The sequence below is a fragment of the Roseateles sp. GW821-FHT09H11 genome (genome assembly GCF_059415845.1).
Genome location: NZ_JBWKOA010000002.1, coordinates 730720 through 748341 on the forward strand (window position 1 = coordinate 730720; position 17622 = coordinate 748341).

Annotated in this window: 17 protein-coding genes and 1 pseudogene; 9 read left to right on the plus strand and 9 right to left on the minus strand. The window is 69.3% G+C overall.

Annotated elements, in window-relative coordinates; genetic code table 11:
* Positions 1-5: 5 nt before the first annotated feature.
* The 4 genes from AC07PR_RS10410 to AC07PR_RS10425 all read left to right on the plus strand — a co-directional run bounded on the left by AC07PR_RS10410 (position 6) and on the right by AC07PR_RS10425 (position 6491).
* Positions 6-2630 (plus strand): ABC transporter substrate-binding protein, encoded by a 2625-nt coding sequence (locus AC07PR_RS10410; protein WP_495135231.1) that lies wholly within the window; start codon positions 6-8, stop codon positions 2628-2630.
* Positions 2627-3559 (plus strand): ABC transporter permease subunit, encoded by a 933-nt coding sequence (locus AC07PR_RS10415; RefSeq protein ID WP_483106811.1) that lies wholly within the window; start codon positions 2627-2629, stop codon positions 3557-3559. Before AC07PR_RS10410 ends, AC07PR_RS10415 begins: the two co-directional genes overlap by 4 nt.
* The gene (locus AC07PR_RS10420) at positions 3556-5247 is read left to right on the plus strand and encodes a dipeptide ABC transporter ATP-binding protein (protein WP_495135232.1); all 1692 of its coding nucleotides are present in this window, start codon (positions 3556-3558) and stop codon (positions 5245-5247) included. The genes AC07PR_RS10415 and AC07PR_RS10420 overlap by 4 nt, the downstream gene beginning before the upstream one ends.
* A 170-nt stretch (positions 5248-5417) precedes the next feature.
* Complete coding sequence (locus tag AC07PR_RS10425) at positions 5418-6491, plus strand: hypothetical protein (RefSeq protein ID WP_377154367.1); 1074 nt, start codon at positions 5418-5420, stop codon at positions 6489-6491.
* Positions 6492-6685: 194 nt separating this feature from the next.
* On the opposite strand, the gene AC07PR_RS10430 is transcribed toward AC07PR_RS10425, so the two are convergent.
* Positions 6686-6973: a YMGG-like glycine zipper-containing protein gene (locus tag AC07PR_RS10430; RefSeq protein WP_421034114.1), complete on the minus strand. Its 288-nt coding sequence runs from the start codon at positions 6971-6973 to the stop codon at positions 6686-6688.
* A 333-nt stretch (positions 6974-7306) separates the two neighbouring features.
* On the opposite strand from AC07PR_RS10430, the gene AC07PR_RS10435 reads away from it, so the two are divergent.
* Positions 7307-8605 carry an immunoglobulin domain-containing protein gene (locus AC07PR_RS10435; protein ID WP_483106808.1) on the plus strand — a complete coding sequence of 433 codons (1299 nt, stop codon included), beginning with the start codon at positions 7307-7309 and terminating at the stop codon, positions 8603-8605.
* 87 nt (positions 8606-8692) lie between these two features.
* On the opposite strand, the gene AC07PR_RS10440 is transcribed toward AC07PR_RS10435, so the two are convergent.
* Both AC07PR_RS10440 and AC07PR_RS10445 read right to left on the minus strand, forming a co-directional pair.
* Complete coding sequence (locus AC07PR_RS10440; RefSeq protein ID WP_483106807.1) at positions 8693-9541, minus strand: hypothetical protein; 849 nt, start codon at positions 9539-9541, stop codon at positions 8693-8695.
* 16 nt (positions 9542-9557) lie between these two features.
* Positions 9558-10232 (minus strand): DUF6345 domain-containing protein, encoded by a 675-nt coding sequence (locus tag AC07PR_RS10445; RefSeq protein ID WP_377154377.1) that lies wholly within the window; start codon positions 10230-10232, stop codon positions 9558-9560.
* A gap of 230 nt (positions 10233-10462) precedes the next feature.
* Here AC07PR_RS10445 and AC07PR_RS10450 point away from each other — a divergent pair, with 230 nt between their 5' ends.
* Complete coding sequence (locus tag AC07PR_RS10450; RefSeq protein WP_495135233.1) at positions 10463-11332, plus strand: NmrA family NAD(P)-binding protein; 870 nt, start codon at positions 10463-10465, stop codon at positions 11330-11332.
* On the opposite strand, the gene AC07PR_RS10455 is transcribed toward AC07PR_RS10450, so the two are convergent.
* The 6 genes from AC07PR_RS10455 to AC07PR_RS10480 all read right to left on the minus strand — a co-directional run bounded on the left by AC07PR_RS10455 (position 11277) and on the right by AC07PR_RS10480 (position 14648).
* Positions 11277-11678 (minus strand): hypothetical protein, encoded by a 402-nt coding sequence (locus tag AC07PR_RS10455; protein ID WP_495135234.1) that lies wholly within the window; start codon positions 11676-11678, stop codon positions 11277-11279. The two genes, AC07PR_RS10450 and AC07PR_RS10455, sit on opposite strands and share 56 nt — an antisense overlap.
* A 106-nt stretch (positions 11679-11784) precedes the next feature.
* Positions 11785-12468 (minus strand): hypothetical protein, encoded by a 684-nt coding sequence (locus AC07PR_RS10460; RefSeq protein WP_495135235.1) that lies wholly within the window; start codon positions 12466-12468, stop codon positions 11785-11787.
* Positions 12469-12621: 153 nt separating this feature from the next.
* Positions 12622-12810: a hypothetical protein gene (locus AC07PR_RS10465; RefSeq protein ID WP_495135236.1), complete on the minus strand. Its 189-nt coding sequence runs from the start codon at positions 12808-12810 to the stop codon at positions 12622-12624.
* Positions 12807-12944, minus strand: coding sequence for a hypothetical protein (locus AC07PR_RS10470; RefSeq protein ID WP_377154393.1), 138 nt, complete (start codon positions 12942-12944; stop codon positions 12807-12809). The genes AC07PR_RS10465 and AC07PR_RS10470 overlap by 4 nt, the downstream gene beginning before the upstream one ends.
* Positions 12945-13260: 316 nt before the next feature.
* Complete coding sequence (locus AC07PR_RS10475) at positions 13261-13500, minus strand: hypothetical protein (protein ID WP_495135237.1); 240 nt, start codon at positions 13498-13500, stop codon at positions 13261-13263.
* Positions 13501-13685: 185 nt separating this feature from the next.
* Positions 13686-14648: an alpha/beta fold hydrolase gene (locus tag AC07PR_RS10480; RefSeq protein ID WP_495135238.1), complete on the minus strand. Its 963-nt coding sequence runs from the start codon at positions 14646-14648 to the stop codon at positions 13686-13688.
* 251 nt (positions 14649-14899) lie between these two features.
* On the opposite strand from AC07PR_RS10480, the pseudogene AC07PR_RS10485 reads away from it, so the two are divergent.
* The 3 genes and pseudogenes from AC07PR_RS10485 to AC07PR_RS10495 all read left to right on the plus strand — a co-directional run bounded on the left by AC07PR_RS10485 (position 14900) and on the right by AC07PR_RS10495 (position 17565).
* Positions 14900-15837, plus strand: a pseudogene (locus AC07PR_RS10485) (taurine ABC transporter substrate-binding protein).
* Between the two features lie 23 nt (positions 15838-15860).
* On the plus strand, positions 15861-16733 hold the full coding sequence (locus AC07PR_RS10490; RefSeq protein ID WP_495135239.1) for a taurine ABC transporter ATP-binding protein: 873 nt from the start codon (positions 15861-15863) through the stop codon (positions 16731-16733).
* Complete coding sequence (locus AC07PR_RS10495) at positions 16720-17565, plus strand: ABC transporter permease subunit (RefSeq protein WP_483106799.1); 846 nt, start codon at positions 16720-16722, stop codon at positions 17563-17565. The genes AC07PR_RS10490 and AC07PR_RS10495 overlap by 14 nt, the downstream gene beginning before the upstream one ends.
* Positions 17566-17622 lie beyond the last annotated feature (57 nt).

A 17622-nucleotide genomic window follows, 5' to 3' on the forward strand; every position in this document is an offset into this window, starting at 1 on the left:
AGGGGATGACTGCTGCCTTCCGGCGCCGTGCGCAGGTGATGATCGCCAGCGTGCTGATCGCGTTCTCCGGCGCGTTCTCCGGCGCGCTCGCGGCGGCGCCCGCCGATCGCGAGGTCCGCATCGCGATGCAGCTGGAACCGCCGATCCTCGACCCCACCTCCAGCGCCGCCGCGCCGATCGGGGAGCTGGTCTACGGCAATCTCTTCGAAGGTCTGCTCACGCTGGGTGAGGACGGGTTGCCGAAGCCGCGCCTGGCAGAAAGCTGGGAAGTCCTCGACGGCGGTCTGCATTACCGCTTCCAACTGCGCGACGGCGTGCGCTTCCACGACGGCACAGTCTTCGATGCGAGCGTCGCGAAGTTCGCGCTCGACCGCGCCAGGGCGCCGGAGTCGCCCAATCCGCAGCGCACGTCGCTGGCCGCGATCACGCGTGTGGTCGCGAGCAGTCCGCGCGTGCTCGACATCTGGCTGCGCGAGCGCTCGGGCCGCCTGCCGATCGCGCTGTCGAGCGCCGCGCTGGTGATGGTCGCGCCCGCCACCGCGGACAACAACCGCACGACGCCGGTCGGCACCGGGCCTTGGCGTTTCGACCAATGGCGCCGCGGCGACTCGGTGACGCTGCGACGCAATGCCGACTACTGGGGGGTGGCATCGACGCAGACGTCGACCTTGGAGCGCCTGCGCTTCCGTTTCATCGCCGATCCCACGGCGGCGTATGCGGCGCTGATGGCCGGCGACATCGACCTGTTCCCCAACTTCCCGTCGCCGGAGAACCTGGCGCAGTTCCGCGCGGACCGGCGCTTCGCGGTGGAGATCGGCAGCAGCGAGGGCGAGACGATCCTCGCCTTCAACCACCGCAACCCGCTGCTGGCCCAGCTCGCGGTGCGGCGCGCGATCTCCCATGCCATCAACCGCCAGGCGCTGATCGAGGGCGCGATGTTCGGCTACGGCGAGCCGATCGGCAGCCACTTCCCGCCGCGCAACGCGGCCTACGTGGACCTGACGGCCGCATCGAACTTCGACCCCGCGCGTGCGCGGGCGGCGCTCGCGGAGGCCGGAATCGCGCCGGCGACGATCCCGCCGCTGCGGATGAAGCTGCCGCCGACGTCCTACGCGCGGCGCTGCGGCGAGATCCTCGCGGCGCAGCTCGCGGCGATCGGGCTGCGGGTGCAGATCCAGAACCTCGAATGGGCGCAGTGGTTGGACCAGGTCTACACGCGCCACGACTTCGACCTCACCGTCATCGTCCATGCCGAGCCGCAGGACTACGACATCTACGGCCGCGACGGCTACTACTTCGGCTATCGGAGCCCGGCCTACCAGGCGCTGCTGCGCGTGCTGGACGCGACCAGCGATCCGGCGGAACAGCGCGAGCGGCTCCACGCGATCCAGCGCCGGCTCAGCGACGACGCGGTCAACGGCTTCCTGTTCCAGTACCCTCGGCTGCTGGTGCGTCGCGCGGACCTGCACGGGCTCGGCACCAACGGCATCGGCGGCGTGGAACTCGCGGGCGCGTTCTTCGGGGGCGCCAGTGTGGACGGGCAGGGCGCGTCGGTCGGGAGCGGCTCGCGCGCCGCGAGTGGCCCGGCGGGCGCGCGCTGGTCGTTCCTGGCGCTCGCGCTCGTGGGCGCGGCGCTGGCGGCGGCGTGGCTCGTGTGGGTCGGTCGCCGCTGCGATCCCGCCTGGCTGGCGGCGCGCGGCGTGAGCCTCGCGCTGACCCTGGTGCTGGCGAGCTTCGTCGTCTTCGCGCTCGTGCAGCTGGCGCCGGGTGATCCGGCGCGGCAGATCCTCGGGCTGCAGGCCGACGAGGCGACGGTCGCGCAGTTGCGACGGGAGCTCGGCCTCGACGCGTCGTGGCCGAGCCGCTACCTCGACTGGGTCGCCGGGCTGCTGCGCGGCGACTTCGGCAACAGCATCACCTACCGCGTGCCGGTGTCCGGCCTGCTGCTGGAGCGCCTGCCGCTGAGCGTGCCGCTGGCGCTGTACGCGCTGCTGCTGGCGGTCGCGATCGCGGCTCCGGCGGGCCTCGGCGGCGCATGGCGGCCCGGTAGTCGCCTGGATCGCTTCATCGACCAGCTCAGCCAGTTGGGCCTCGCGGTACCGAACTTCTGGCTGGGCCTGCTGTTGAGCCTCGTCTTCGCCGTCGGGCTGCGCTGGGTGCCCGCCGGTGGTTTCGAAGGCTGGGGTCAGGGCTTGTCCGCCGGACTGGCGTCGCTGACGCTGCCGGCGATCGCGCTCGCCTTGCCGCAGGCGGCCATCCTGGCGCGCGTGCTGCGCGGCAGCCTGCTGGACCTCGGCGGCGAGGATTTCCTGCGCACCGCGCGCGCCAAGGGCGCCGGCGACTGGCGCGTGCTGTGGCGCCACGCGCTGCCCAACGCGGCGCTGCCGCTGCTCACGCTGCTGGGTCTGCAGCTGTCCTTCCTGCTGGCGGGGTCCGTGATCATCGAGAACGTCTTCTTCCTGCCCGGCCTCGGCCGGCTGCTGTTCCAGGCGGTCGCGCAGCGCGACCTCGTGCTGGTGCAGAGCGTGGTGCTGCTGCTGGTCGCGACCGTGGTGCTGCTGTCCTTCATCGTCGATCTCAGCGGGCGTGCCGCCGATCCGCGCCTGGCGCGCGCGGGAGGCCGGTCATGAGCGCGCATCCGTCACGTCCCTCACGTCCTCCACATCTTCCAGGCAGGCTCATCGGCGGTCTCGTCCTGAGCGCCGTGCTGTCGGCGCTGGCGCTGCTGTCGCTGTGGTGGACGCCGTGGGACCCCGCCGCGCTGGATCTGCCCGCGCGCTTGCAGGGACCGTCGTGGACGCACTGGCTGGGCACCGATGCGCTCGGCCGCGATGTGCTGTCGCAGTTGATGCGCGGCGGCGCGACCTCGCTGGGCGTGTCGCTGGTCGCGGTGGCGCTGGGGGCCGGCGTCGGCGTACCGCTGGGCCTGTGGGCGGCGGCGCGGGGCGGCGGGGTCGACGAGCTGCTGATGCGCGGCAACGACCTCGTCTTCGCGTTTCCGTCGCTGCTGCTGGCCGTGCTGCTGAGCACGGCGCTCGGGCCCGGCGCGATCAACGCGATCCTGGCGGTGGGCGTGTTCAACATCCCCGTCTTCGCGCGGCTGACGCGCGGCGCGGCGCTGCCGCTGTGGCAGCGGGAATTCACGCTGGCCGCACGCGTCGCCGGCAAGGGCGCGTGGCGCATCTCGATCGAGCACGTGCTGCCCAACCTGGGCGGATTGCTGCTGGTGCAGCTGAGCATCCAGCTCGCGCTCGGACTGCTGGCCGAGACGGGGCTCTCCTACCTGGGCCTGGGCACGCAGCCGCCACAACCGAGCTGGGGCCGCATGCTGGCCGACGCCCAGACGCTGACGGCGCTTGCGCCGACGCTGGCGGTGTTTCCAGGTCTGGCGGTGGCGCTCTCGGCGCTGGCTTTCCAGCTGGTGGGGGACGGGCTGCGTGAGCGGCTGAACCCGCGATCCGCCCGATCGCATGGATCGCATGGATCGAACGGATCACTCGGATCACACGCATCACTTGGATCGGATCGATCGAATCGATCTGACTGGACCTTCCCATGACGGTGACTCTTTCCCCGCCCGGCGCGGCGCTGCTGCGCGTGCGCGATCTCTCGCTGCAGGCCGGCGAGCGCCGCCTGCTCTTCGTTCCGGAACTGGACGTGGCCGCGGGCGAGATCGTGGGCCTCGTCGGCGAGTCCGGATCCGGGAAGTCGCTGACCGCACTGGCCCTGCTGGGTCTTCTCCCGCCGGAGCTGTCGCGGCGGGGCTCGTTGCACTTGGAGGGCGTTGATCTGGGCGCGCTCGACGAGGCCGGTTGGCGGCGCGTGCGCGGCGCTCGCGTGGGTTTGGTGTTCCAGGAGCCGATGACGGCGCTGAACCCGTTGATGCCCATCGGCGCGCAGATCGAGGAGGCGCTGCGGCTGCACGGTCGGGGCAATGCCGCCGAACGGCGAGCGGAGGTGGACCGGTTGCTGGAGCGCGTCGGTCTGCGGACTTCAGGCGTCGCAGCGGACAAAGCGACGGGCGTGGACGCGCGCCGCTATCCGCATGAGCTGTCCGGCGGTCAACGCCAGCGCGTGGCCATCGCGATCGCGGTGGCCTGCCGGCCGCGCCTGCTGATCGCCGATGAGCCGACGACGGCGCTCGACGTCCGCAGCCAGGCGCAGATCCTCGATCTGCTCAGGCGACTGGCGCGGGAGGACGGCTGCGGGCTGCTGCTGATCACGCACGACCTCGGCGTGGTCGCGGAGATGGCCGACCGGCTGGTCGTGCTGCGACAAGGCGAGGTGCAGGAGCAAGGCCCGATGCGGCAACTGCTCGATCCGCCGCGTCATCCGTACACGCGGGCGCTGGTCGAGCAATCGCGGCTGACCTCGGCGCTGCCGCGTGAGACGCCGATGGCCGAGACCAGCGAGCGCGACGTGCCCGTCGTGCCCTTGCTGTCGCTGCGCGCGATCGTGTGCGAGTACCCCGCGGCCGACCGCAGCTTCTTCCGTCCGCGCCGGCGCGTGCGGGCCGTCGATCATGTGAGCTTCGACGTGCTGCCCGGCGAGCGCGTCGGCCTGGTCGGCGAGTCGGGCAGCGGCAAGTCCACGCTGCTGCGGACGGTGCTCGGATTGCAGCGGCCGGCGTCAGGCGAGGTCCGACTGGCCGGAGAGCGATTCACCGGCGCCGAGACGGCCTTGCGGCGGCGCGTGCAGATCGTGTTCCAGGATCCGTATGGCAGCTTCGATCCGCGCTGGCGCGTGGAGCGGGTGCTCGCCGAGCCCTTGCATCTGCTGAGACCGGCGTTGAGCGAGGCACAGGCGCGCGATCGCGCCGTGCATCTGCTGGAGCAGGTCGGGCTGGGCGCCGATGCGCTGCGGCGCTTCCCGCACGAGTTCTCCGGCGGACAGCGCCAGCGGCTCGCGATCGCGCGGGCGCTGATGGTCGAACCCGACCTGCTGGTGCTGGACGAAGCGGTCTCCGCGCTGGACGTCTCGCTGCGGGCGCAAGTCCTGACCCTGCTGGAGCGCCTGTGCCGCGAGCGCGGCGTGGCCACGCTGTTCGTCACGCACGATCTGGCGGTGGTGCGCGCGGTCACGGATCGCGTGATCGTGCTGCAGCAAGGCCGCGTGGTGGAAGAGGGCGCCACCGCCGAGGTCTTCGCCGCGCCGCGGCATGCGTACACGCAGGCGCTGCTCGCGGCGGCGCCGGACCTGGACCGCGCGCTGGCCTCGAGGCGACGTGCGGAGGCAGACGCCGCGTAGAGGCCCGGGCGCTCAAGCGGGCGCCGAAGGTCGCTGCCGGCCATTTCGAAGTGACGGCTGTGCGATGGCCATCAACACGGCACGACTCCCTCCTATACTCCGCGCCCATCACGCCAAAGCGGTCCCGTTCAGAGGACTTCGGCGACCGATCTTTCAACGGGGAGGAACCCATGATTTCAGCGAAGCGCACGCATGCCGCCATTCTGGCGGCGATCTCGACCCTCATCGTCGCGGCCTGCGGCGGCGGTGGCGACGCCGGTCCGGACTCGGTCGCCCGGGCCTCGTCGGTGCCGACGACGCTCAGCGCCAACCAGCAGATCTTCGAAAGCTTCATCCTGGCACCCGCCGAGGGCAGCTACTTCCTGCACTGGAACCTGAACTACTCCGGCGCGCAGACCGCCGGCGTGAGCTACGCGTATTCGGACTTCGGCCTGCTGACGGCGTCGCCGTTGACGAGCGGTCCGCAGCCCAGCCCGCAGAGCGCTCCCCACAACATCACCAGCACGCTGGCGCTGCCCACGCCGGGCGCCACGCGCGTGCTGAAGAACGGCGCCGTGCTGGTCGCGAGCAGGTCGAGCACGGTGTCGTACGTCGGCGACGACGTGCGCGTGGACTCGCTCGCCGCGGACGGCGTCACCGTGGTGTTCTCCGAGGTTCGCAGCAACTACGAAACCGTGGCGCTGACCGGCCTCGTCAAGTCGGCGCCGGCGGACTTCGCGCACTTCCACAACTCGTTCTTCTCGAACGCGAACGTGCTCGACGCTACCGCGACGTATCTGCCCGGTGCGGCCTACCTCAAGTTCGACCAGACCAACAAGGGCGACCGCTACAACGCCTTCGACTGCACGACGGCGACCACCGGCACCAACATCACGCCGTGCCGCACCGCCACGACGCTGACGGCCGCGCTCACTGCGGGCATCACGTCCAACAGCGACGGCACCACGTATCGCCTGGCCAACGGCACCATCAGCACGGTCGACGGCGTGTCGGTCTGGGTGGCGACCAATCCGCGTCCGCAGTCGGCCACGATGACCTCGACGGTCCAGTACCGCGTCTACTTCGAACTGAACGGCAACGTCTACACCGGCGGACTGACCAAGGACGGCGCGCTGATGGGCGACAGCTACTACGTGTCGAATCCGGCCGGCACCACGGTCACCCAGCGGCTCACCTTCCTGCCCTTCGACATCCGCATGAACAAGGCCGCGCATGACAGCATCGCGGCGGCGATGAAGATCTGATGGGGGCGCCTTCGGCGCGCCGCCCCTGAACGCATGGCGCCGGGCACTGCTCGGCGCGATCATCTTCTGGGGCATTGCCGCTGTGCTGTTCCCCATGCTCCTGATGACCGGCATTCCGTACTACCAGGCGCACGGGCGACTTTTCGAGATCCTTCCCGGTCTGGCAACGCCCGCGCGGTAGCTGACGACCCGGGTCAGCGGACCGGGCGACGCCGGCCGTCCTCATCGACCCAGTACCGGCCGCCGTTGCCGTCGGAGTAGACCTCGCGCTCGCGTCCGTCGACGAGCAGCCGTCCGATGACTGCGCCCGCGACGGCGCCGACCACGGCGCCCGTCACGGCGCTGCCGCCGGCCACGGCACCGACGACCGCGCCGCCGACGGCGCCCACGCCCGCATTGCGCGCGTCACGCGTGGCACAACCGACCGTCATGGCGGCGCAGGCGGCGATGAGCGCCGCGTTCCTCAGCAGGGATGTCCTCATGGCTTTCCTCAACGATGTTGGTGGATGAACCCGCACGGCAAGCGCTGTGCCTTTCCCTCCGCCTTTACCTTTGTCCTTGCCCTTGATCGGGGAGGCGGCACCGGACGGGGAGACATCACCGAAGCGCGGCGCTAACGCGGTCTTGACGAGTGCGGTGTCGAAAGAGGCAGCGCTGCTTCACATACGCAAAACAAAGCGAAAAACAAAGAGAAATAGTGCGCGCCTGGCTCGCGGAATGGGCGATATCCGCCTCCTATACTCGCCGCCGCAAAACGCCGGAGCGGTCCCGTCGATGGACCGCCAGGCAGTCGATTTCAACGGGAGGAGGACCCCATGGTCTCAGTGAAGCGCAAGAACGCTGCCGCATTGGCAGCCCTGTCGGTCATCGTCGCGGCCTGCGGCGGTGGCGGTTCCGACGACGGCCCGGCGCCCGTCATCGCCACGCAGCCGATGAACGCCACTGTGCTCACCGACGGCACGACGATGTTCACGGTCGTGGCCACGGGCAGCGGTCTCGGCTATCAATGGCAGAAGAACGGCGTGGCCATCGCGGGCGCCACGTCCGCGTCGTACCAGACGCCGGCCGTCACGTCCGCGGACAGCGGCGCCAAGTACACGGTCGTGGTGACGAACTCGTCCGGCAGCGTCACGAGCTCGGCCGCGCAGCTGACGCTGCAGCTGAGCGCCAACCAGCAGGCCTTCGAGAACCTGATCCTGTCGCCCAACGCGGGCAGCTACTTCCTGCACTGGAACCTCAACTACTCGGGTCCGCAGATCAATGTCACGAACTACGCCTACTCGGACTTCGGCGTGCTGACAGCGTCGCCGTTGACCAACGGTCCGCAGATCAACGCGCAGAGCGCCCCTCACAACATCACGAGCACCTTGGCGCTTCCCTCGCCGGGACCGACGCGGGTGCTCAAGAATGGCGTCGTTCTCGTCGTGCCGGCCACGGCAGGGTCGAACAAGGTGAGCTACGTGAACAGCGACGTGCGCGTCGACTCGCTCGCCGCGGACAACACCACGGTGGCGTTCTCGGAGATCCGCAGCAACTACGTGACCGTGCCGCTGACCGGCACCATCGCCGCGACACCGGCTGACTTCGCGCATTTCCACAACTCGTTCTTCTCGAACGCGGGCGTGCTCAACGCCGCGGCCACCTATGCGGCGGGATCGAGTTACGTCAAGTTCGCGCAGACCAACAAGGGCGACCGCTACAACGCCTTCGACTGCACGACGGCGACCACCGGCGCCGCGGTCACGCCGTGCCGCACGGGCATGACGCTGACGGCCGCGATGACCGCCGGCATCGTGTCCAACAGCGACGGCACGACCTACGTCCTGGCCAACGGCGCGGTCCGCACCGTCGACGGCGTGCCGGTCTGGGTGGCGACGAATCCGCGTCCGCAGTCGGCGACGCTGAGCTCGACGGTCCAGTACCGCATCTACTTCGAGCTCAACGGCAACGTCTACACCGGCGCGCTGATCAAGGACGGCACGCTGCTGGGCGGCAGCTACTACGTGTCGAATCCGAGCGGCGCCACGGCCGTCGACCGGCTCACCTTCCTGCCCTTCGACATCCGCATGAACAAGGCGGCGCATGACAGCATCGTGGCGGCGATGAAGATCTGATGGGATCACCGTTGAGCTGAAGGCATTCGGCTCCTCCGTCGCCGCCGGCTTGCGCATCGACTGCGCAACACCGGCGGCGATTTCCTTTCAAGCCGTCAACAGACTCGGCCGCACCTGCTGCCAGCGCTTGCGCTTGGCATCCGCCTCGCCGAGCTCGGTGGCCGCGACGTACGCGATGAACTCGTAGCGCGGCAACTGCTCGGTGTTCACCTCGCCGCGCAGCACGTACGTGGGCACGAGCACGCTCTGCACCTCGGTGGGCGGGATGGCGAGCAGGCCCAGTTCCACCGAGGCCACGGTCACCTTGGCGCGTTCGTCCAGCCGGGCCAGCGCCTCGCTGGCGGCGAAGCGGCGCATCGCCTCCTCGGGCTCGACGCTGGCCCGCGCGCCGATGCGCTCGACCGCCCGGGCGAAGCGGTAGGCCTGCATCATCTGCCCGTCCGCCGCGACGGTGACCTGGGCCTTGGCGCCCGGTCCCACGAGCGGCAATCCGTCAAGCGCGTAGCGGTAGTTGACCTGCAGGCCGACCACCTTGCGTTCGCCCTCGCGCTTATCTCGCGTGGCCTGGAGCACTGACAGCTCGGTCACCGAGTGGACGTCCGGCCGTGCGTATTCGTCGCCGATCATCGCCATCACGCGCTTGGCCGTCTCGAGCGCGCGCTCGCGATCGGGCGGATCGAGCACCAGGTGGCGGCCTTCCGCATCGATGTCCAGGCGCTCGATGCGCAGCGAGTGGCTGGCCTGGTAGACCTCGAGCGCCGAGGTCTCGTTGCGGCAGACGTACCACGCGCCGGCATCGGCGACATCGCCCTTCATGTCGAAGCGCGCGGCCAGGCGGGCGACCTTGTCCGGTGTCCAGGTGGGCGGCAGGGCCGCATACACGGGCAGCTCGCGATTCACGCGCGGCAGGTCGGGAAACTGGATCTTCACACTCATCTCGTACTCCTTGAACTCAGCAGGCGCCGCGGGCGTAGTAGAGGACGTTGGGGCTGTCCGGATCCGCCGAGACGCTGCCCTTGCCCCACCAGTGGTCGTTGTAGGTGTCGGTGCCTTCGGCGTCGGCGCGCAGGTAGGCCCATTGCGTGTCCGAGCCCTCGGTGTCCTGACAGGCCTTGATCCAGGCGCGGCGGACGGTCTCGCCGTTGTTCAGGTACTGCGCGAGGATGCGGCCGCGGTCGGCCTCGTCGGAGGTGGTGGTGTGGAAGCCGAGGATGTAATGCAGGCCCTTGAAGACCGGCCATCCCCAGCGGCTGAACACGCCGCTTTCCTCCAGCACGTTGCAGGCGTCCAGCGCGATCCATTCGAGGTCCTGGTCGCCCCAGCGGATCTCGGTGGGTCGGGCGAGCGCGTCGTCGATCTTGACGCCGAAGTGGAAGCCGCCCGGCGAGCCGTGGCCGGAGAAGAACACCATGTCGACGTTGTCGGCCCAGATCGTGTCGGAGCCCGAGGCCGGCGAGCCGACGCCCTGCTGCTCGAAGTCGCGGTCCCACGCGAGGTCGTCGCCCCACTGGAAGCGGCGCGTGGCGCTGAGCGTGTTGTAGAACCCCTCGGCCTGAGGCTTGGTGTTGGTGAGGTCGGACGCCAGCCCGTGGTACTGGCGCACCCATTCGATTCCGATACTGCCCATGTGAACTCCCCTTTGAACAGCGCGACGGCTGTGATTGCGAGGGCGCAAAGATGCGCCGGGGAGGGCAGGGCGGGCAACGCTGGAACTAGGGAGGCGGCGCGGGAGTCGGGGATCAAGCTAGGGGGGCGTGTGGGCAGCGACGACAGGATCGGCGTCATGCCGGGCAACACGTTTGCCCCGATCGGATCGGGCCGCTCCACGGTGGAGGGCCGCCGGAAAGGAACACGACGATGTTGATCATCATGGGTGCATTCGGGCATGTGGGATCCGAGGTGGTGAAGGCCTTGCTGCGCGATGAGCAGGACGTCATCGTCGTGACGCATGACCCGGGGCACGCGTGGCGATGGGAAGGGACCGGCGCGCAGGTCGCGCTGGCGGACGTGAACGATCCGGATGCCATGCGCGCGGTGTTCAGGCAGGGACGACGGGCCTTCCTCCTCAACCCGCCGGCGGCGGTGGACGGAGACACCGACAAGACCGAGCGGCGCACGGTGGCGCGCCTCCTCGAGGCCTTGCAGGGGAGTGGCCTCGAGAAGGTGGTGGCCGAATCGACGAGCGGCGCCCGTCCCGGCGAGCGCCTGGGCGACCTGAACGTGCTCTGGGAGCTGGAGGAACGGCTGCGGCATCAGCCGATCCCCGCAGCGATCAATCGCGCGGGCTTCTACATGAGCAACTGGGATGCGCAGCTCGATGCGGTGCGCGAGTCCGGCGAGCTCGTCTCGCTGTTTCCCGCCGACCTGCGCCTGCCGATGGCGGCCCCGCGCGATCTCGGCGAGATCGCTGCGAGGCGCCTGGTCTCATCGCTCGCCGATGTCGGTGTCCAGCACGTGGAGGGCCCTGAGCGCTACAGCGCGAACGACGTCGCCGCCGCCTTCGCCGCGGCCTTGCAGCGGGACGTCCGGGTGGTCGTCACGCCGCGGGAGCAGTGGGAGGCGTCGTTCCGCGGACTGGGGTTCTCGCAGGCGGCGGCCGAGTCCTATGCGCGGATGACCGGCGCCACGCTGGATGGCCTCGATCTGCCCGAGGTGTCCATCAAGGGCCGCGTCACGATCGACGAGTACGTACGCGATCTGGTGGAGGCGACGCGTCCGTCGGCGTGAGCAGCGCTGGAGGCAACGCCTCCAGCGCGTGACGCCCGAGGACACGAAGCGGAATCCAGGCCGGGTGCTGCATGGCAGCGAGGTTCGACTCCCGGCCTGAGCCCGCTGGCAGCGTCGTCGCGGGCACCGCGTCGAGCGCGCACGCGAGGGCCAAGATCCAGGCTTCCTGCTCGGCGTTGAAATGGCCCTTTCCAACGAGGTACTGACCGGCCTGCACCTCGTCCTTGAGCTCCCAGGCGACATTGAAGTCGCTGATGGATTCGCATTGCTCCTCGGCTGTGGAGGCGAGGATGGCGAGCGCTTCGGCGAAGACGCGATAGGCGTCGGGGACGTGGTCGTCGGACATGCGCGATCGATCGTTGCTCACAAACATTGCCCCTGCACCGCGCATGCCGCGATCAGGAGAAGCACCGGGGCCATCGCGCCGGAGAAAGCCGAGAGGGTCAATAGCATCAGCAGCCGAACGCCGTCAGATAGGTCGTCGGCGGGTTCTTTCCTGGCCGGGCCCGGCTCGACAGCACCAAGGCCTGATGGGACGAGTTCGAGCCGTTGAGGTGGAACAGGAAGTCTGGCCGACCGTCACCGTCGAAATCGCCCAGCGCCTCGATGGTCACGTCCCATCCATAGCCGCCGAGATCGTATTCATACCGTTGGCCTTCGATCTCCAACGTGAACTGCGTGCCCTCGCCATACGGACGGCCATCGGCGGTCCGCAAGCCGTTCTGCAGCGTGAAGGCATAGGACAGTTCGGCGAGTTTGAGCTGGAAGCGATGGCCAAGTTCCGGCACCAGGCGCGTCGTGCCGTTCTTGAATCGATGCAGCGGAACGACGCCAGCCTTCAGGCGCGGGCCGGGAAGTCGAACGTAGACATCTCCGTCGTCGGAGACTCCGTCGCTATCGTCCAGCTCGATCTCCTGTTGCTGCTCGGCGATCTGTCGATGCGCGAGGATGGACTTGAAGGCGGTCTTCGCCTCGTTGGTCGGGAGCGGCGTCAGCGTCATCGTGGCGGCCTTGGCGTCGACGCGCATCGCCACCCAGCCGTCCATCGGCCACTGCGCGGCGGGGATCTTGTCGAACGGAGCGGGCACCTCATAGCTGCCCACGGAGCCACGCCACTCGCCTTGTTGCAGCATCACGCCGGGCGGCGCGAGTGGGGGATCCGCGGCGTTGACTGCCGTGACCGCAGCGATCAATCCGACGCCCCACGCGAGGCATCGCACCCGACGGTGGCAAGCGAGAGAAGACAGGGGTCGAATGAAGCGGTTCATGCGGTCCTGGGGTGCTGACATTCAGTGGTCGGGATCGGTCCAGCTTGGGCGCAAACCACGGGCGGACTCGTCTCGTACTTTATCCAGCGATTGCGGGTCGCCCATGCGGGCTTCGATCTCGCCGACACATCCCCAACAGTCACCGCCGCAGTCGGTTGACAGCGGATCGTCGGGCTGGCCGAGCAGCCGGTCGCAGAGCTTGCACGTCATCGATCTCTTGGGCCGGAGTTCCGCACTGTGTCGTCCGTCACCACGTCATTGCCGCCGTCGAGTGCCATCTCCCGGCCCGTCCACCGGGTGATGCGGGCTCCGTCGAGCTGCATCACGCTCATCTCAGGATTCATGGACCGCTCTTTACCAGTTGATGTTGGCCGAGCGGCATTCACACAAAGACACGCCTTTCGGCACCACACGTCCGCACTTGTGACAGGCATCGTCCACCGCGAGATGAAGGGCCAGGGCTTTTGCCGCTCGCGGTTCGAGCCCGAGGACTGTCTCGGCATATTTCGCAGCTTCCAAGCGACTCCGTCGAGCGAATACACCAAGCCGTACCGCGTCTTCGGGCTTCAGCTCCGAGGGCCACACGACGAAGGTTCGACATTTGAGGCACTTGATGTGCGGTCGGCCGGCAGGGTCGATCAATGGGTCGCGCATGGTTGTTCAGAAGAGGATCACCGCCCAGATGCCAACCCATAAGAGGAAACCCAGGGAGAGCACGGCTGTGACCGCGCCGTGCCGTGCCGGCCACTTCGAGTCCGGGTATCTCTCCTTCAGCGCGTCGAGGTCTCGTCGGATGAGTTCCGCCCGGGACTCGCCGTCGTAGGGCCTTCGCGGCGCGCTGTTGCTGACGGGTACCCACACCTCGCCGAGGAAAGCGAAGCACATCAGCAGGTAGACCATGCAAGCGGCGAAGACGCCTCCCCCTTCATGTCGTGACCATGCAGCCAGACCGCTCCGGCGATCAGTCCGGCGACGGCCAACAGACAGAACACGCGCATTGATTTGGACATGGTCCTAGTGTCGCCGCGCGAGCCAACAACTTTCAGAAACACCGCCGCCGATGTTTCCGAACCGGGCCTCTCACTTCATCGCTGCGCCGCGAGGAACTCCCCCACATCCTTCGCCGACCGCTCCGGAATCTCCCGCTGCGGCAGGTGCCCGACGTTCGGATAGACGATCAGCTTCGCGCCAGGGATCGCCGCGGCGAAGCGGCGCGAGTGCTCGACCGGGATCAGCGGGTCGTAGTCGCCGTGCAGCACCAGCGTCGGCACCTTCACGGTGGCGAGCAGCTCCTTGGTCGCCGTCGCATGACTCGCGGGCGAGGCCGACATCAGGATGTCCCGATGGCCCGGATAGCGCTGGTAGCGGGCCCAGCGGTCGATCACCGCGTCGGTGATGAGCGCCTTGTCGTGGACCTGCGCGGTCAGGCCTTGCTTGATCAGCGGACGGTTGTCGATGCTGGCGAGCAGGTCGCGACCCCACTTGTATTGCAGCAGGCGGAAGGCGAGCGACGGGCTCGTGCCGGTGGCATCGCTGGGCCAACCCGCCGCGGACACCAGCACCAGCGCCTGCACGCGCTCCGGCGCCGCCAGCGCGAGCTTCCACGCCACGCCGCCGCCCATCGAGTTGCCCGCCACCGCGAAGCGCTTCACGCCGATCTTGTCGGCGAAGCCCAGCACGATCGCGGTGAACGCGCCGCCGTTGAGCACGAAGCCCGCCGGCGCGGCCGTCAGGCCGTGGCCGGGCAGGTCCAGGCTGATGACGCGCCACTTCTCGCGCAGCACCGGCGACCAACCTTCCCAGGTCGCATAGGAATCGCCGTAGCCATGGAGCAGCAGCAGGACCGGCGCGTCGGCCGGCCCTTCGTCGCGGTAGTGCAGCCGCAGGCCGGGGCTGACCTCGACGTAGCGCTCATGAGGTGTCTGGAACTCGCGCTCCAGCTGCTCGGCGGGCAGGTCGGGCGCGCGCAGCGACCACCACGCGATCGCCGCCAGCGCGACCAGCGCCAGCAGCACGACGAGAACGACATACGAAAGGATCTTCAGCAAGGCGGGACTCCAGTAGGAGGCGAGAGCCTAACCACCTGCGCGCCTGTCGCGCCAGTGCCGCTTGGACGCATGCCGCATATGCAGATGCGGACGACTTCCTTGGGCGCTGGGGCGGCGCTGCCCAGAATCCCGGCCAGCGCCGCTTGCGGCATCACGGGCTCGTCCGTCCGGTCCACCGATCGACTGATCGACCGACCGATCGACGGATAGACAAATGGACGGGGCGAGCTCTCCGACTTCAAGGGAATGCGATGAAACGATCTTGGATCCGCGTGTTGACTGCCGGGTTGAACGGCGCATTGGCGGGTGCGTTGGCGCTGTCCTCCAGCGCGTGGGCGCAGACGCGCGAGGTCACCTTCGCCTATCAGGACATGCTGGTGCCGCTGCGCACGCTGATCGAGTCCGGCGAGCTGGAGAAGAGCACCGGCTACAAGATCCAGTGGCGGCAGTTCGGCGGCGGCGGCGACGTCATCCGCGCGATGGCCTCCGGCGACGTGCAGATCGGCGAGGCCGGCTCCAGTCCGATCGCCGCCGCCGCGAGCCAGGGTCAGGACCTGCGCCTGTTCTGGATCCTGGACGACATCGCCGACGCCGAGGCGCTCGTGGCCCGCAACGGCAGCGGCATCCAGTCGTGGAAGGACCTGAAGGGCCCGTGCAGATCGTCAACCTGCGTCCGCCCGAGGTCGCCGCCGCCTGGGAGCGCGGCGACATCGACGCCGCCTTCGTCTGGGATCCGGCGCTGGCCCGCATCAAGGCCAGCGGCAAGGTCATCGCGACCTCCGGCAGCATCGGCCGCAAGGGCCATCCGACCTTCGACGGACTCGTCGTCAACGCGCAATGGGCGGCGAAGCACGAGGCCTTCGTCGTCGCGCTGGTGCAGGCGCTGTCGCGCGCCGACGCGGCCTATCGCACCCAGGGCGCGCGCTGGACGCCCGATACGCCGGAGGTCCGGGCCATCGCGAAATGGAGCAAGGCCGATCCGAAGGACGTGCCCGCCGCCATCGCGCTCTACCGCTTCCCCACGCCGCAGGAACAGCTCTCGCCCCAGTGGCTGGGCGGCGGCGCCGCGAAGGCGCTGGCCAACACCGCGGCCTTCCTCAAGGAGCAGGGCCGGGTGCAGGAGCTCAAGCCGGACTACGGCGCCTTCGTCACCGGTGAATACGTGAAGAAGGCGCTGGCGGCGCGCTGAGGCGCCGACGACGACGCCCAGCGATGACGACGCTCGAACTGCGCGGACTCGAGATCCGCTACGCCGGTCCCGACGGCGCCGCGGTGCAGGCGCTTGCGCCGGTGGACCTGCGCGTCGCCGGCAGCGAGTTCGTCGTGCTGCTCGGCGCGTCGGGCTGCGGCAAGACCAGCCTGCTCCATGCCGTGGCCGGCTTCCTGCCGCCGAGCGACGGCGAGATCCTGCTCGACGGCCAGCCGGTCGAAGGTCCGGGCGCCGATCGTGGCGTCGTGTTCCAGCGCCATGCCTTGCTGCCGTGGCTGAATGTGCGCGACAACGTGGCCTTGCCGCTGCGCATCCGCGGTGTCGGCAAGGCCGAGCGACATGAGGCCGCCGAGCGATGCCTCTCCCTGCTCGGGCTCGCCGGGCAGGGCGCGCGCCGCATCTGGGAACTCTCGGGTGGCATGCAGCAGCGCGTGGGCATCGCGCGGGCGCTGGCCAGCGATCCGGCCTTGCTGCTGATGGACGAGCCGCTCGGTGCGCTCGACGCCTTCACGCGCGAGCAGGTGCAGGAGCAACTGCTGCGGGTCTGGCAGCGGACCGACAAGCTGGTGCTCTTCATCACGCACTCGGTCGAGGAGGCGCTGTTCATGGCCACGCGGCTCGTGTTGATGAGCCCCGGCCCGGGTCGCATCGTGCGCGAGTTCGACGCGCTGCCGTTCTCGCGCCGCTTCCTCGCGCACGGCGATGCGCGCGCGGAGAAGTCCAGCCGCGAGTTCATCGAGTTGCGCGAGGAGGTGCTCGCGCAGTTGCATGGGCGTCACGTCGCGCCGCTGTCCGCGCCTCCGGAGCCCGGTGAGGCCTCTCTCCCGGGCGTCCGCCAGGACCCGCGCGTGGAGCTGCGGCATGCCGCCGCCTGAGCGCGCGGCGGCGACGCCGGTGAAGACCGCGCCGGCCGCGCGGGTCAGTCGCTTCATCGGATTGGAGGAGGGGTCCACCCGATGGATCAGTGTCGGCACGATCGCCGCGCTCCTGCTGCTGTGGTGGCTCGTGACCGCGGCGGGTTGGGTCAAGCCCTTGTTCCTGCCGTCGCCGCAGGCGGTGGGTCGACAGTTCGCCGAATACCTCACCGGCCAGGCCAACGACCTGCCGCTGTGGCGGCACCTGGCCGCCAGCCTGGCGCGCGTGATGGGTGCCTTCGTGCTGGCGTGCGCGACGGCGATCCCGATCGGTCTGGCGATGGGCATGTCGCGTTGGGCGCGCGGGCTGCTCGATCCGCCGCTGGAGTTCTACCGCCCGCTGCCGCCGCTGGCGTACCTGCCGCTGATCATCATCTGGTTCGGCATCGACGAGATCCCGAAGGTGCTGCTGATCTACCTGTCGTGCTTCGCGCCGCTCGCATTGGCCGCGCGCTCCGGCATGCGCAGCGCTGCGCCGGAGCAACTGCAGGCTGCGCTGTCGATGGGCGCGAGCCGCTGGCAGCTGCTGCGCCACGTCGCGCTGCCGGCGGCGTTGCCCGAGATCCTTGTGGGCATGCGCATCGCGGTCGGTTTCGGCTGGACCACGCTGGTCGCGGCCGAGATGGTGGCCGCGTCTTCCGGGCTCGGCCAGATGGTGCTCAACGCCTCCAACTTCCTGCGCACCGACATCGTCGTGATGGGCATCCTGGTCATCGGCGGCGTGGCCTGGGCCTTCGATCTGCTGATGCGCCGCGTCGAGCGTCACCTGGTGCCCTGGCGCGGACGGGCCTGAGCCCCTCGTCGCCAAGGCCCGCGTGCACGGGTCTCAGTGGGGCCGGAATGGAGCTTG

What these genes read in the sequence shown, in the direction of transcription:
- AC07PR_RS10410 (WP_495135231.1), top strand. Translation starts at nt 6, where the DNA reads ATGACTGCTGCCTTCCGGCGCCGTGCGCAGGTGATGATCGCCAGCGTG.
- AC07PR_RS10415 (WP_483106811.1), top strand. Translation starts at nt 2,627, where the DNA reads ATGAGCGCGCATCCGTCACGTCCCTCACGTCCTCCACATCTTCCAGGC.
- AC07PR_RS10420 (WP_495135232.1), top strand. Translation starts at nt 3,556, where the DNA reads ATGACGGTGACTCTTTCCCCGCCCGGCGCGGCGCTGCTGCGCGTGCGC.
- AC07PR_RS10425 (WP_377154367.1), top strand. Translation starts at nt 5,418, where the DNA reads ATGATTTCAGCGAAGCGCACGCATGCCGCCATTCTGGCGGCGATCTCG.
- AC07PR_RS10430 (WP_421034114.1), bottom strand. Translation starts at nt 6,973, where the DNA reads ATGAGGACATCCCTGCTGAGGAACGCGGCGCTCATCGCCGCCTGCGCC.
- AC07PR_RS10435 (WP_483106808.1), top strand. Translation starts at nt 7,307, where the DNA reads ATGGTCTCAGTGAAGCGCAAGAACGCTGCCGCATTGGCAGCCCTGTCG.
- AC07PR_RS10440 (WP_483106807.1), bottom strand. Translation starts at nt 9,541, where the DNA reads ATGAGTGTGAAGATCCAGTTTCCCGACCTGCCGCGCGTGAATCGCGAG.
- AC07PR_RS10445 (WP_377154377.1), bottom strand. Translation starts at nt 10,232, where the DNA reads ATGGGCAGTATCGGAATCGAATGGGTGCGCCAGTACCACGGGCTGGCG.
- AC07PR_RS10450 (WP_495135233.1), top strand. Translation starts at nt 10,463, where the DNA reads ATGTTGATCATCATGGGTGCATTCGGGCATGTGGGATCCGAGGTGGTG.
- AC07PR_RS10455 (WP_495135234.1), bottom strand. Translation starts at nt 11,678, where the DNA reads ATGTCCGACGACCACGTCCCCGACGCCTATCGCGTCTTCGCCGAAGCG.
- AC07PR_RS10465 (WP_495135236.1), bottom strand. Translation starts at nt 12,810, where the DNA reads ATGACGTGCAAGCTCTGCGACCGGCTGCTCGGCCAGCCCGACGATCCG.
- AC07PR_RS10470 (WP_377154393.1), bottom strand. Translation starts at nt 12,944, where the DNA reads ATGAATCCTGAGATGAGCGTGATGCAGCTCGACGGAGCCCGCATCACC.
- AC07PR_RS10475 (WP_495135237.1), bottom strand. Translation starts at nt 13,500, where the DNA reads ATGGTCTACCTGCTGATGTGCTTCGCTTTCCTCGGCGAGGTGTGGGTA.
- AC07PR_RS10490 (WP_495135239.1), top strand. Translation starts at nt 15,861, where the DNA reads ATGACGACGCTCGAACTGCGCGGACTCGAGATCCGCTACGCCGGTCCC.
- AC07PR_RS10495 (WP_483106799.1), top strand. Translation starts at nt 16,720, where the DNA reads ATGCCGCCGCCTGAGCGCGCGGCGGCGACGCCGGTGAAGACCGCGCCG.